Annotated in this window: 7 protein-coding genes; 2 read left to right on the top strand and 5 right to left on the bottom strand. The window is 34.7% G+C overall.

Going from position 1 to position 15,212, the window contains the following annotated elements; translation table 11 throughout:
* Positions 1 to 74 precede the first annotated feature (74 nt).
* Positions 75 to 1,502: a peptidylprolyl isomerase gene (locus tag NLJ00_RS10620; RefSeq protein WP_053472298.1), complete on the bottom strand. Its 1,428-nt coding sequence runs from the start codon at positions 1,500 to 1,502 to the stop codon at positions 75 to 77.
* 490 nt (positions 1,503 to 1,992) lie between these two features.
* On the opposite strand from NLJ00_RS10620, the gene NLJ00_RS10615 reads away from it, so the two are divergent.
* Both NLJ00_RS10615 and NLJ00_RS10610 read left to right on the top strand, forming a co-directional pair.
* Positions 1,993 to 3,432, top strand: coding sequence for an alpha-amylase (locus NLJ00_RS10615; protein ID WP_256637143.1), 1,440 nt, complete (start codon positions 1,993 to 1,995; stop codon positions 3,430 to 3,432).
* 155 nt (positions 3,433 to 3,587) lie between these two features.
* A complete protein-coding gene (locus NLJ00_RS10610; protein WP_053472300.1) occupies positions 3,588 to 5,180 on the top strand; it encodes a peptide chain release factor 3 in 1,593 nt (530 codons plus the stop codon).
* 74 nt (positions 5,181 to 5,254) lie between these two features.
* On the opposite strand, the gene NLJ00_RS10605 is transcribed toward NLJ00_RS10610, so the two are convergent.
* From NLJ00_RS10605 to rpoB, 4 genes are all read right to left on the bottom strand, one after another.
* Entirely contained in the window at positions 5,255 to 5,989 is a 735-nt protein-coding gene (locus NLJ00_RS10605; RefSeq protein ID WP_256637142.1) for a hypothetical protein, read from the bottom strand.
* A gap of 350 nt (positions 5,990 to 6,339) precedes the next feature.
* Positions 6,340 to 6,651 (bottom strand): DUF3467 domain-containing protein, encoded by a 312-nt coding sequence (locus NLJ00_RS10600; RefSeq protein WP_053472302.1) that lies wholly within the window; start codon positions 6,649 to 6,651, stop codon positions 6,340 to 6,342.
* A gap of 10 nt (positions 6,652 to 6,661) precedes the next feature.
* Complete coding sequence (gene rpoC / locus NLJ00_RS10595; RefSeq protein ID WP_053472303.1) at positions 6,662 to 10,969, bottom strand: DNA-directed RNA polymerase subunit beta'; 4,308 nt, start codon at positions 10,967 to 10,969, stop codon at positions 6,662 to 6,664.
* Positions 10,970 to 11,256: 287 nt separating this feature from the next.
* Positions 11,257 to 15,069, bottom strand: a complete 3,813-nt coding sequence (gene rpoB / locus NLJ00_RS10590) for a DNA-directed RNA polymerase subunit beta (protein WP_053472304.1) — start codon at positions 15,067 to 15,069, stop codon at positions 11,257 to 11,259.
* Positions 15,070 to 15,212: the final 143 nt, after the last annotated feature.

The raw sequence follows: 15,212 nt of genomic DNA, 5'->3' as shown, positions 1-15,212 counted from the left end.
GAATGTATTTTAAATTAAAAAGAGTTAGTTGAATGAATTCATAAAACTAACTCTTTTTCTTTATTTAATAAAAATTATTTTTTCAACCAATTGTTAGCAAACGTACAATCTCTGTACTCTCCAATAATTTTGATATATGTATCTTTAATTTTAGTATCAAACCATTTTGCAATTGCGTTGATTTGTTTTTCTTTTAAAGCTAATTCTTTAATTTTTGTATAATCTTTAGCGTAGTCAGCAGTATGCTCGTCGATTCTGTTGGTAACAGTGATCAGTTTATACGTTTTTTTACCTTTATCATCCGTATTTAAAAGTGGCTGAGAAACTTCATCATCTTTTAAATTAGAAACCTGTCCGTATAAAGTTGGATCCATTTTAGTTAATTCAAAACGAGTATCCTGAGTGTTTGGATTTATTAAAGTTCCTCCGTTTGCTCTAGTTTCTTTTTCGTCAGATTCTGTTCTTGCAGCCTCAGCAAAAGTAATTTGCTTGCTTACGATTTTCTCTCTGATATTGGCAGCTCTTTCTTTAGCTTCTTTCAAAGCACTTTCAGAAACTACCGGAGCAATTAAAATATGTCTTAATTCAACTTCCTGTCCTTTTATTTTGTCAACCATTATAATATGGAAACCAAAAGTAGTTTCAAATGGCTGCGAAATTTCACCTTCCTGCAAACTAAATGCTACGTCTTTAAATTCTTTTACGAAAGGCGTTTTACGTGTCATTTTATAGTAACCTCCATTTGGTGCAGATCCCGGATCCTGAGAGTACAAAACTGCTTTTGTAGCAAAACTTGAACCTTCTAAAACATCTTGTCTAATAGCGTTTAATCTATCTTTAACTTTCTGTTTATCTTCATTAGAAACTTTAGGTTCAGTAACAATCTGCGCTACTTCCATTTCAGCTCCAAAAGTCGGCAATTCATCTTTAGGGATTTTTTTAAAGAAATTACGAACTTCTTCTGGAGTAATCTCTACATCTTTTACAATTTTATCTCTCATTTCTGAGGCTAATTTTTGCTCTTTTAAGATGTCAGCAAAATACGTTTTAAATTCTTCTACAGAACTCTTTTTATAGTATTCAACTACCTTATTGATATCTCCAACTTGCTGAATCATATAATTCAAACGCTCTTCCATCATTCCTCTAACTTCAGCATCACTTACAATAATACTATCCTGAATGGCCTGGTGCGCGTATAATTTATCTTCTAAAAGTTTACCAAGCATTTGGCATCTTGTAATATCTTTAGTATTGCCACCCTGGCTTGCAATCTCTAAATAACCTTTATCAATGTCAGAATCTAAAACAATATAATCTCCAACCGTAGCAATGATACCGTCAATTTTTTGTTTTCCGTGTACCGTTTCTACCGGTTTTTCGGCTACAACATCCTTAATAATTTCCTGTGCTGAAATTATTGAGTTGAAAAAAAATAAAAAACACATTGTTAAGACTACCTTATAATCAATTGTTTTTAGTTGCAATTTTTTTAATGACATTATTTTAAATTTAATTTTTGGATGTAAAGATCTGTATTCTAAAATTTAACTGGCTATTATTTATTTTCAAAAGCGATTCTGAAAAACTAAATAATGAACTTCTGTTTTCTTTTATAAAACGAACAAAAATAACAATTCAATTACATAATACAACTATCAGCCATAGTATTAACAAAAAATTATGTGGATCGTATTTAAATTCACGATAAGATGTTTAATTCTTCAATCTTTTTCTTTTTCAAAAAGCTTTTAACTCCAAAAGAGTCAAAACAATTCTAATTGATTTTCAAGCCTCTAAAAAAAAGTTTTAAACACTACAACGTTTTCGTTGTAAAACTATTTTCCTACAAAAACAAATCGAATCAAAAAACTCCTACTTTAGATGCGTTATTAATAATTTATAGCTGCAAAAAATAAGAATATCTTGTTTTTAAAGTCTTAAAATTAGCAATTTCAAACTTTATTAATTTAACCTTAACCACAATCTATTATGAAAAAACCTATTGTAAGATTATTTTTTCTTACTGCAATTACAACCTTTTTGTATTCTTGTACAAATGAAACGAATGATGTTGACGCTAAAGCAGAAAGTCAGCAATTTAAAATTATCAACGTGACTCACCACGATGGAAAACCTTTTAGTACCGGCGCTTCTTTATCTTCCCCTACAGGAAAATATGTAGATAATCCTGGTGGCGGCGTAATGATGCAGGCTTTTTATTGGGACGTTCCTGCTGGCGGAAACTGGTGGAATACCGTAAAAGGAAAAGTGACTGCCTGGGGAAATGCCGGAATTGGCTCTATCTGGCTTCCACCCGCTTCTAAAGCTCAAAATGGAGCATTTTCTATGGGATATGATCCAACGGATTATTTTGATTTTGGAGATTACAATCAAAATGGAAGTACCGAAACTCGTTTTGGTTCTAAAGCAGAATTAGTAAGCCTAATAACGTCTGCTCACACCGAAAACATAAAAGTATATGCCGATATCGTAATTAATCATAACAGCGGCGGGCAATCTGAAGCAAATCCATATACAGGCACTAGCACGTGGACAAATTTCAGCGGTGTTGCTTCTGGAAAATTTACACGTAATTATAATGACTTCTATAAAAACAGCTACGGAAATAATGATGAAGGCGCTTTTGGCGGTTTCCCTGATTTATGCCATGCAAATCCTCATGTTCAGGACTGGCTTTGGCTGAGAGCTGACGGAGTTGGTAAATATTACAAAAATACCATGAAGTTTGACGGATGGAGATTTGATTACGTAAAAGGATTTGGTGCGTGGGTTGTAAATTCATGGAATGCTAATGTAGGCGGATTTTCTGTTGGGGAATTATGGGATTCAAACGTAAATATATTAAATGACTGGGCAAATGCTGCAAACAGCTCTGTTTTTGACTTTGCATGTTATTATAAAATGAATGATGCTTTTGATGGCAATAATCTGGCACTTTTGAATGATGATATGATGTGGAAAAGAAATCCTTATAAAGCGGTGACTTTTGTAACGAATCATGATACAGATGAAATTTGGAGCAAAATGCTCGCGTATTCTTATATTTTAACTCACGAAGGTTATCCAACAATTTTCTACAGAGATTATGAAGAATGGCTGGATAAAGCGAAATTAAATAACTTGATCTGGATTCATAACAACAAAGCAACGGGTACAACTTCTATTTTATATTCTGATAATGATGAATATGTAGCAAGAAGAAACGGTTACAACGGAAATCCTGGATTAGTAGTTTACATCAATAATTCTGATGCTTGGCAGGAAAGATGGATTCAAACCAATTGGGCAAATACACAAATTAAAGATTTTACAGGAAATTCAACCTGGTATCCAACAACTCAGGCCGATAAATGGGTAAAAATTCAATGTCCGCCAAAAGGATATTCTGTTTGGTCAATTAACCAATAATTTATTTTTCAATATCAATGTAAGGCTGTTTTTAAAAACAGCCTTATTTTTTTATAAAAAGTACTGTTTTGAAAACTTATCGCTTTCAATTTAAGAACTGAATATTTTTATTAAGCCGTAATTAATAGTACTTTTGCAACCTATTTATACAAAATATGAGCTTTTTAAAAGAAATACAACGCAGAAGAACATTTGGAATTATATCGCATCCCGATGCCGGTAAAACAACATTAACGGAAAAATTATTGTTATTTGGAGGGGCGATTCAGGAAGCTGGAGCTGTAAAAAATAATAAAATTAAAAAAGGAGCAACGAGTGACTTTATGGAAATCGAACGCCAAAGAGGTATTTCGGTTTCGACTTCTGTACTTGCTTTTAATTATAAAGATAAAAAAATCAATATCCTTGATACTCCCGGACACAAGGATTTTGCCGAAGATACTTTTAGAACTTTAACCGCTGTTGATAGTGTAATTGTGGTTATTGACGTTGCAAAAGGGGTTGAGGAACAAACGGAAAAATTAGTTGCCGTTTGTAGAATGCGTAACATTCCTATGATTGTTTTCATCAATAAGTTAGACCGTGAAGGTAAAGATGCTTTTGATTTGATGGATGAAGTAGAACAAAAATTGGGATTAAAAGTTACCCCTTTAAGTTTCCCAATTGGAATGGGTTATGATTTTCAGGGTATTTATAATCTTTGGGAAGAAAACATCAATCTTTTCAGCGGAGACAGCCGTAAAAATATCGAAGAAACTATTGCTTTCTCTGATGTTCAAAACAATCCTGAACTAGATAAAATTGTTGGTCAAAAAGCAGCAGAAAAACTTCGTGAAGAATTAGAATTAATTGATGAAGTTTATCCAAAGTTTGAACGTCAGGATTATTTAGACGGAAAAATTCAGCCTGTATTTTTTGGTTCTGCCTTGAATAATTTTGGAGTTCGCGAATTGTTAGATTGTTTCGTGGCGATTGCTCCTTCTCCAAGACCAAAAGATTCTGAAACTCGTTTGGTTGATCCCGCAGAAGAAAAAATGTCTGGTTTTGTATTTAAAATTCACGCTAACATGGATCCGAAACACCGTGATCGTTTAGCTTTTATAAAAATTGTTTCCGGAACTTTTGAAAGAAACAAGCCTTATTACCACGTTCGCCAGAAGAAGAATTTAAAATTCTCAAGCCCAAATGCTTTTTTCGCAGAGAAAAAAGAAATCGTTGATATTTCTTATCCCGGAGATATTGTTGGTTTACACGATACCGGAAACTTTAAAATTGGAGATACTTTGACAGAAGGTGAAGTAATGAGCTTTAAAGGAATTCCGAGTTTCTCTCCGGAACACTTTAGATACATCAACAACGCCGATCCTATGAAAGCTAAGCAATTAGAAAAAGGTGTCGATCAGTTAATGGACGAAGGTGTGGCGCAGTTGTTTACTTTAGAAATGAATAATCGTAAAGTTATCGGAACTGTGGGAGCGCTTCAATATGAGGTAATTCAATATCGTTTAGAGCACGAATACGGTGCAAAATGTACTTATGAAAACTTCCCTGTTCACAAAGCTTGCTGGGTAAAACCTGATGATGCTAAAAATGAAGAGTTCAAAGAATTTAAACGTATCAAACAAAAATTCCTTGCGCATGATAAATACGGTCAGCTGGTTTTTTTAGCCGATTCTGATTTTACAATTCAAATGACACAAAGTAAATATCCAAGTGTGAAATTATACTTCACTTCTGAATTTGATTAATCACTTCTTTACAAAATACAAAAAGGCTGTCTACTATTAGACAGCCTTTTTCATTACAATCCCCAACATTTGTTTTATTGATCTGTATAATTAATTCCTAATCCGCCGGCAATAAAAATTTTAGTCAGCTCATCTGCATCAATAATTATATTTTGTGATAAAACATTATTTTTAACTGCTTTTATAGTAAAAGGTATTTCTTTTGAAAGATAATAATCACTTCCTGAAATCGTAACTATCAGCGTTTGGCTGTTTTTTGCAACTTGCGCTGCTATAGTAAATTCTCCCGTTTTTGGATTTATTTTCACAGGAGTTTCTGAACCATTAACAGATAACATTAAATCCGGATATGTTTCTTTATTAAAAGGTTTATGTGTTTTTGCTTCTAATAATTTTCCTTTTACTGTTATCGAAACTTCTTCATTTACAGTTTGATTAGAAACCACTTTGCCTAATCTATACATTGGTTCTGCACAGGCTTTTTCAATTTTAACAGGTTCTTTTTCTTGTGCGGTAAGATTTGAGGCAAGCAAAATAGTTGCTGCAACTGCCGCATATTTTAAAGTATTTATTTTAGAAGTCTCGCTGTATTCAAACTGTTCTTCAAGCTGTGTAGTTTTTAATCGTGCACAAATGTTTGCATCTTTATTTCCGGCAATGAACCTGGCAACTTCAGAATTCGTTTTTTTACTTAAATCAATCACATTTTTCATGCATGAATCACAAAATGAACCACCTGCATTAGGAATCATTTTATCAAAATTTTCAGAACAAGGATTTTTTATTTCTAAGGTGAATTTCTTTTTCATACTATACTTTATTTAAGTTAAAACCTTTTGTAATGGTTCTTATCTATATAGAGTATATTTTAAATTAAAAGGTTGGGAAGCGATCAAAATATTTTCAAATTATAAATTGATTTATTCATTATTAGGCATAAAAAAAGCGCTAATTTGATTAGCGCTTTTTTTTAATTTGAATTAAATCAACCTTACTAAGTCATTATATTTCAAAAATTAATCTTTCATAGGCACAGCCAAATTAGAACAATATAACCACGAAGGAAAATTTAGTCGATTAAAGTATATTAAATCAGATTAACTGCATTTATTGTAACTCTACAGCAAAAAAAAGCCCCATTAAAATGGGGCTTTAAAATTTATGCTTGTCCTGCCGGACCAAAATTAAGCGGTATTGGTGCTTGTTCCGTTTCTTTGATTTCGCCGTGAGCGGCCTCAAATCTATGGATATTTTCACCTATTGCTCTTAACAATCTTTTAGCATGTTGTGGTGTCAAGACAATTCTTGACTTTACCTTGGCTTTAGGAATACCCGGCATAATGCTGACAAAATCTAAAACAAACTCTGATGATGAGTGATTGATAATCGCAAGATTAGAATAAATTCCTTCTGCAATACTTTCGTCTAACTCAATGTTAATTTGCTCTTGTTGTTGTTTCGGATTACTCATAGTTTCCTAATTAATAAATGTATTCTTCTTTATTAGCCATCATTTCATTGTAATCGTCTTTAGATCCTACAATAGTGTTATCGTATTCTCTCATACCAGTTCCCGCAGGAATTCTGTGTCCAACAATTACATTTTCTTTTAATCCTTCTAGATCATCTACTTTACCAGCTACTGCAGCTTCGTTAAGTACTTTCGTTGTCTCCTGGAATGAAGCCGCAGAAATGAATGATTTAGTTTGTAACGAAGCTCTTGTAATACCTTGAAGAACTGGCGTTGCAGTTGCAGTAATTACGTCTCTTGCTACAACAAGATTTTTATCATTTCGTTTCAATAATGAATTCTCATCACGTAACTCACGAGGTGAAATAATCTGACCTGGTTTCAATACAGCAGAATCTCCAGCGTCTTCAACTACTTTCATACCGTATAATTTATCGTTTTGAACGATGAAATCTTTAGTGTGAATTAATTGATCTTCTAGGAATAATGTATCTCCTGGATCCTGAACTCTTACTTTACGCATCATTTGACGAATAACTACCTCAAAGTGCTTGTCATTAATTTTTACCCCTTGTAAACGGTAAACCTCTTGAATTTCATTTACCAAGTACTGTTGAACAGCAGCAGGTCCTTGAATTCTCAAGATATCATCTGGTGTAATTGCACCATCAGACAATGGAACTCCCGCTCTTACGAAGTCATTTTCTTGTACTAAGATCTGGCTAGAAAGTTTAACTAAATACTTTTTAATTTCACCAAATTTAGATTCGATAACGATCTCACGGTTACCTCTTTTGATTTTTCCAAAAGAAACAACACCATCAATTTCAGATACAACCGCTGGGTTTGAAGGGTTACGAGCCTCAAGCAACTCGGTAATTCTTGGTAAACCTCCCGTGATATCGCCTGCTTTAGAAGAACGACGTGGGATTTTTACTAATACTTTACCTGCTTTAATTTTCTCACCGTTTTCAACCATTAAGTGTGCACCTACTGGTAAGTTGTAAGAACGAATTAATTCACCTTCTTTACCATAAACTAATAACGTTGGGATTAATTTTTTATTTCTAGCCTCAGAAATTACTTTTTCCTGGAAACCAGTCTGCTCATCGATCTCTACCATGAATGATTGTCCTTGCTCTAAATCCTCGTAAGCAATCTTACCAGTAAACTCAGAAACAATTACACCATTATAAGGGTCCCACTTACAGATTACAGTTCCTTTAGCAACAGTTTCTCCATCTTTAACAAAGATACTAGAACCGTAAGGAATGTTATGTGTATTTAAGACGATTCCAGTTTTCTCATCAACTAATTTTAATTCAGTTGAACGTGATACTACGATATCTACCGCATTACCTTCGCTGTCTTCACCTTTAACAGTTTTTAAATCTTCAATCTCAAGTCTACCGTTGAATCTTGTAATAATACTAGATTCTTCAGAAATACCTCCAGCAACCCCTCCAACGTGGAACGTACGAAGTGTTAACTGTGTACCTGGCTCTCCAATAGACTGAGCTGCAATAACTCCGACAGCTTCACCTCTTTGTGTCATCTTACCAGTAGCTAAGTTTCTACCGTAACATTTAGCACAAATACCTTTTAAAGCCTCACAAGTTAATGGAGATCTAACCTCTACTTTTTCAATTGGAGAAGCTTCGATAGTTCTCATAATTGCTTCAGTAATTTGCTGTCCAGATTGAACCATTACTTCATTAGTAAGTGGGTTTATAACATCTTGCAATGCAACACGTCCTAAAATTCTTTCTCCTAATGATTCAACGATTTCCTCATTTTTCTTCAATGCAGAAACTTCAACACCTCTTAAAGTTCCACAATCTTCGATGTTAACAATAACATCTTGAGAAACGTCATGAAGCCTTCTTGTTAAGTATCCGGCATCGGCCGTTTTAAGAGCCGTATCCGCAAGTCCTTTACGAGCACCGTGAGTAGAAATAAAGTACTCAAGAATCGAAAGACCTTCCTTAAAGTTAGAAAGAATCGGGTTTTCAATAATCTCACCACCACCAGCAGTAGATTTTTTAGGCTTAGCCATCAAACCACGCATACCAGTTAACTGACGAATCTGTTCCTTAGAACCCCTCGCCCCAGAGTCAAGCATCATATATACAGAGTTGAAACCTTGTTGGTCTTCTCTAATATTTTTCATTGCTAATTCTGTTAACTGAGCATTTGCTGAAGTCCATACGTCAATAACTTGGTTGTAACGTTCGTTATTGGTAATAAGACCCATGTTATAATTCACAGAAATACCTTCAACTTGCTCTCTGGCATCTGCAATTAATTTTGTTTTTTGTTCTGGAATTCTAATATCACCTAAAGAGAATGATAAACCTCCTCTAAATGCGAATTTATAACCCATATCTTTCATATTATCCAAGAAAGCTGCCGTTGTAGGTACATCAGTCACACTTAAAATGTGTCCGATAATATCTCTAAGGTTTTTCTTAGTCAATACGTCATTGATATATCCAGCTGCTTCAGGTACTACTTCGTTAAATAATACACGTCCTGCAGTTGTTTGAATAATTTTGTACACTAATTCTCCAGCGTCATTAAAATCTTTTGCTCTAATTTTCACACGAGCATTCAATTCTAATCTTCCTTCGTTTAATGCAATGTTTACTTCTTCAGCAGAATAGAAAGTCAAATCCTGACCTAAAATAATGTGATCTTCTGTAGAAATACGTTCTTTGGTCATATAATATAGACCCAAAACCATGTCCTGAGATGGTACCGTAATAGGAGCTCCATTTGCAGGGTTCAAGATATTGTGAGAAGCCAACATTAATAATTGAGCCTCTAAAATAGCTTCTGGTCCTAAAGGTAAGTGAACCGCCATCTGATCCCCGTCGAAATCGGCGTTAAAAGCCGTACAAACTAATGGGTGTAACTGGATCGCTTTTCCTTCAATTAATTTTGGCTGGAAAGCCTGAATACCAAGTCTGTGCAAAGTAGGAGCACGGTTCAGTAATACTGGGTGTCCTTTAATTACATTTTCTAAAATATCCCAAACTACCGGCTCTTTTTTGTCTATGATTTTCTTAGCAGATTTTACTGTTTTTACAATACCTCTTTCAATCAATTTACGGATAACGAAAGGTTTGTATAATTCAGATGCCATATCTTTTGGCAATCCGCATTCGAATAATTTTAACTCAGGGCCAACAACAATTACCGAACGAGCAGAATAATCCACACGTTTTCCAAGTAAGTTTTGACGGAAACGTCCTTGCTTACCTTTTAACGAATCAGATAATGATTTTAATGGTCTGTTAGATTCTGTTTTAACAGCAGAAGCTTTACGAGTGTTATCAAATAATGAATCTACAGATTCTTGTAACATACGTTTCTCGTTTCTTAAGATAACTTCTGGAGCTTTAATTTCCATTAATCTTTTCAAACGGTTGTTACGGATGATTACACGACGATATAAGTCATTCAAATCTGAAGTTGCAAAACGACCTCCATCAAGCGGCACAAGCGGACGTAATTCTGGTGGGATAACTGGAACCACTTTCATAATCATCCATTCTGGACGGTTTTCGCGGTTTTCGTTAGACTCACGGAAAGACTCAACAACTTGTAATCTTTTTAATGCTTCAGTTTTACGTTGTTTAGATGTTTCGTTGTTAGCGCTGTGTCTTAATTCATAAGATAAAGCATCTAGGTCAATACGAGCCAATAAATCCATAATACACTCTGCTCCCATTTTGGCAACAAATTTATTTGGATCTAAATCATCTAAATATTGGTTTTCCTGTGGAAGAGTATCTAAAATATTCAAATATTCTTCTTCAGTTAAGAAATCTAGTCTTTGTAAAGATTCTCCATCTGCATTTTTAGCAATACCAGCTTGAATTACTACATATCTTTCGTAGTAAATGATCATATCTAATTTCTTAGATGGAAGACCAAGGATATAACCAATTTTGTTTGGAAGAGAACGGAAGTACCAGATATGAGCGATTGGCACAACAAGGTTGATATGTCCTACTCTATCACGACGTACTTTTTTCTCAGTAACTTCAACACCACAACGGTCACAGATGATACCTTTGTAACGAATTCTTTTATATTTACCACAAGCACATTCAAAATCCTTAACAGGTCCGAAGATTCTTTCGCAGAAAAGTCCGTCACGCTCTGGTTTGTGAGTTCTGTAGTTGATTGTTTCTGGCTTTAAAACCTCTCCTCTTGATTCTTTCAAGATAGATTCTGGTGAAGCCAATCCAATAGAGATTTTGTTAAATCTTTTAATTGGATTCTTATCTTTATTATTTCTATTATTCATCATAGTTTTTACTATTGATTTACTTGCTATTAAAAATTGATTTAGATTCACAATCTACATCTTTCGAAAAGTTCCCTTTTAAAAAGAGTTAAATCATTACGCTTACCACGAGTTACTTCTCTAAACTTCAAACCTAATTTGAAGCGCTAGTTATAAAATGTCTTGCATTATTATAAAAAATCGGAACGGGTTACGGGTATAAATCTTAAAAACTCTAATATTTAGTCACAGTTAGCAGTCTCAGTTTTCAGTACGGAACTGAATGCTGAGACTGCGACTGAAAACTTTTATTACTCTTCCAAACGAAGATCTAAACCTAGACCTTTCAATTCGTGCATTAATACATTGAATGATTCTGGTAAACCTGGTTCTGGCATAGTTTCTCCCTTAACGATAGCTTCGTAAGTTTTAGCTCTACCAATAACGTCATCAGACTTAACAGTTAAGATTTCACGTAGTGTACTAGAAGCTCCATAAGCTTCAAGTGCCCAAACCTCCATCTCTCCAAAACGCTGACCTCCAAATTGAGCTTTACCTCCAAGTGGCTGCTGCGTAATCAATGAGTATGGTCCAATAGAACGTGCGTGCATCTTATCATCAACCATGTGTCCTAATTTAAGCATGTAAATTACACCCACAGTTGCTTTTTGTGCAAAACGCTCTCCAGTTCCACCATCATAAAGATAGGTATGTCCGAAACGTGGTACGTTAGCTTCATCAGTCAAGGCATTGATTTCGTCAAGAGAAGCACCGTCAAAAATTGGAGTAGCAAATTTTCTACCCAAGTTCATACCAGCCCATCCAAGAACAGTCTCATAAATCTGACCAATGTTCATACGTGAAGGTACCCCAAGTGGATTCAATACGATATCTACCGGCGTTCCATCTTCTAAGAAAGGCATATCTTCATGACGAACGATTCTTGCAACAATACCTTTGTTACCGTGACGTCCTGCCATTTTATCACCAACTTTTAACTTACGTTTTTTAGCGATATAGATTTTAGCCAATTTCAAGATTCCAGATGGCAATTCATCTCCAACTGTAATAGTGAATTTTTCTCTTCTTAAAGATCCTTGTAAGTCGTTTAGCTTAATTTTATAGTTATGAATTAAATCATTAACCATTTTATTTGTAGCGTCATCAGCAACCCATTGACCTTTGCTTAAGTGAGCAAAATCTTCTACTGCGTAAAGCATTTTTTGAGTATATTTTTTACCTTTTGGTAAAACTTCTTCACCCAAATCATTCATTACACCCTGAGATGTTTTTCCGTTAACGATCAAGAATAATTTCTCAACTAATCTGTCTTTTAATTCAACAAATTTAGTTTCGAATTCCATTTCTAAAGCGCCTAAAGCATCTTTATCCTGAGTACGTTTACGTTTATCTTTTACGGCTCTTGCAAATAATTTTTTGTCAAGAACTACACCGTGTAAAGATGGAGAAGCTTTTAATGAAGCATCTTTTACATCACCTGCTTTATCCCCGAAGATTGCACGAAGCAATTTCTCCTCTGGAGTAGGATCTGATTCTCCTTTTGGTGTAATTTTTCCGATCAAAATGTCGCCAGGTTTAACCTCTGCTCCAATTCTAATCATACCGTTTTCATCTAAATCTTTAGTAGCTTCTTCAGAAACGTTAGGAATATCGTTTGTTAACTCTTCATTTCCTAACTTAGTATCTCTAACCTCTAATGAATAATCATCAACGTGGATAGATGTAAAAATATCATCACGAACTACTTTTTCAGAAATTACAATCGCATCCTCGAAGTTGTACCCTTTCCATGGCATGAACGCAACTTTTAAGTTTCTACCTAAAGCTAATTCACCATTTTGAGTAGCATATCCTTCTGATAATACTTGTCCAGGAATAACTCTGTCACCTTTTCTTACGATTGGTTTCAAGTTAATACTTGTACCTTGATTGGTTTTTCTAAATTTAATAAGGTTGTATGTTTTCTCATCAGCATCAAAACTAACCATTCTCTCGTCTTCTGTACGATCGTATTTAATAGTAATGATATTAGCATCAACATATTCAACAGTTCCATGCCCTTCAGCATTGATCAATACTCTTGAATCTGAAGCTACCTGACGCTCTAAACCTGTACCTACAATTGGTGCTTCAGGACGGATCAAAGGAACTGCCTGACGCATCATGTTTGATCCCATCAACGCACGGTTCGCATCATCATGCTCCAAGAAAGGAATCAATGACGCAGAAATCGATGCAATCTGGTTAGGAGCAACGTCTGTATAATGAACTACAGATGGTTCAACAACCGGGAAGTCACCTTCCTCACGAGCAATAACATTGCTAGCTGTAATTTTACCAGTTTCATCCATTTCAATGTTTGCCTGAGCAATCATTTTACCTTCTTCTTCTTCAGCACTTAAGTAAATTGGAGTACTTTCTAAATCAACTACACCATTAGTTACTTTACGGTATGGAGTTTCGATGAATCCCATTCCGTTTACTTTTGCATAAACACCAAGAGATGAAATCAAACCAATGTTTGGTCCCTCTGGAGTTTCAATCGGACATAAACGACCATAGTGTGTATAGTGAACGTCACGAACCTCGAAACCAGCTCTTTCTCTCGAAAGTCCACCTGGTCCAAGTGCAGAAAGTCTTCTTTTGTGTGTAATCTCAGCTAGTGGATTCGTTTGATCCATAAATTGAGATAACTGGTTAGTTCCAAAGAAAGAGTTGATAACTGATGATAATGTTTTAGCATTAATCAAATCAATTGGTGTAAACACCTCGTTATCTCTAACGTTCATTCTCTCACGAATAGTTCTAGCCATACGTGCTAAACCAACACCGAATTGTTGAGACAATTGTTCTCCAACTGTTCTAACACGACGGTTTGATAAGTGATCAATATCATCAATCTCTGCTTTAGAGTTGATCAATTCGATCAAATATTTTACGATTGTAATGATATCCTCTTTAGTAAGCACTTGCTTATCCATAGGGATATCTAAATCTAATTTTTTGTTCATTCTGTAACGACCAACTTCACCTAAGTTATAACGTTGATCAGAGAAGAACAATTTATCTATAATACCACGAGCAGTTTCCTCATCAGGCGGTTCAGCGTTACGCAGCTGACGGTAAATGTGCTCTACAGCTTCTTTTTCAGAGTTTGTTGGATCTTTTTGTAACGTGTTGTGGATAATAGCATAATCTGCTTGGTTATTATCCTCTTTGTGTAACAAGATAGATTTAACGTTAGAATCGATGATCTCCTCAACATTATCTTTGTCGATAATTGTATCACGATCAAGGATGATTTCGTTACGTTCGATAGAAACTACCTCACCAGTATCCTCATCAACGAAATCCTCGTGCCATGTGTTCAATACACGTGCAGCAAGTCTTCTTCCAATATATTTCTTAATACCAGTTTTAGAAACTTTAATTTCTTCTGCTAAGTCGAAAATTTCAAGGATATCCTTATCTCTTTCGAAACCAATAGCACGGAATAAAGTTGTTACAGGTAATTTTTTCTTTCTATCGATATAAGCGTACATTACGCTGTTAATATCTGTAGAGAATTCTATCCAAGATCCTTTAAAAGGAATTACTCTCGCAGAATAAAGTTTAGTTCCATTTGCGTGGAATGACTGTCCAAAGAAAACCCCAGGAGAACGGTGTAATTGCGATACTACTACACGCTCGGCACCATTGATTACAAAAGTACCACTAGGAGTCATATAAGGTATTGTTCCAAGATATACATCTTGTACAATTGTTTCAAAATCTTCGTGTTCTGGATCTGTACAGTATAGTTTTAACCTGGCTTTTAAAGGCACACTATAAGTAAGACCTCTCTCTATACATTCTTGAATTGTATAACGTGGCGGATCAACAAAATAATCTAGGAATTCCAATACAAAGTTGTTTCTTGTATCTGTAATTGGGAAGTTTTCCATGAAGGTATTGTATAACCCTTCGTTGCCTCTTTCGTCAGATTTCGTTTCTAATTGGAAGAAATCCTTAAAAGATTTAACCTGAACATCCAGGAAATCCGGATAGTCAGGAATGTTTTTTGTAGAGGCAAAATTCAATCTTTCAGTCTGATTTGTTATCATCAATGGACAAAATTTTGATTAAAAAAAAGTAATTTTTTTGTGTAAAAACACAGTGCTTAGTTTATACTTTCTTTTTAAAATCAATACATCTTTAAAAATAAACAGATAAAATCAGTTCTATTTTTTTTCTTCGTATTGATCAA

Origin of the sequence: Flavobacterium panici, from assembly GCF_024499525.1 — a bacterium.
In the GTDB taxonomy this organism is placed as follows: domain Bacteria; phylum Bacteroidota; class Bacteroidia; order Flavobacteriales; family Flavobacteriaceae; genus Flavobacterium; species Flavobacterium panici.
Note: the sequence above shows the minus strand (reverse complement) of the source record. Positions and strands in the feature narration are given on the sequence as shown.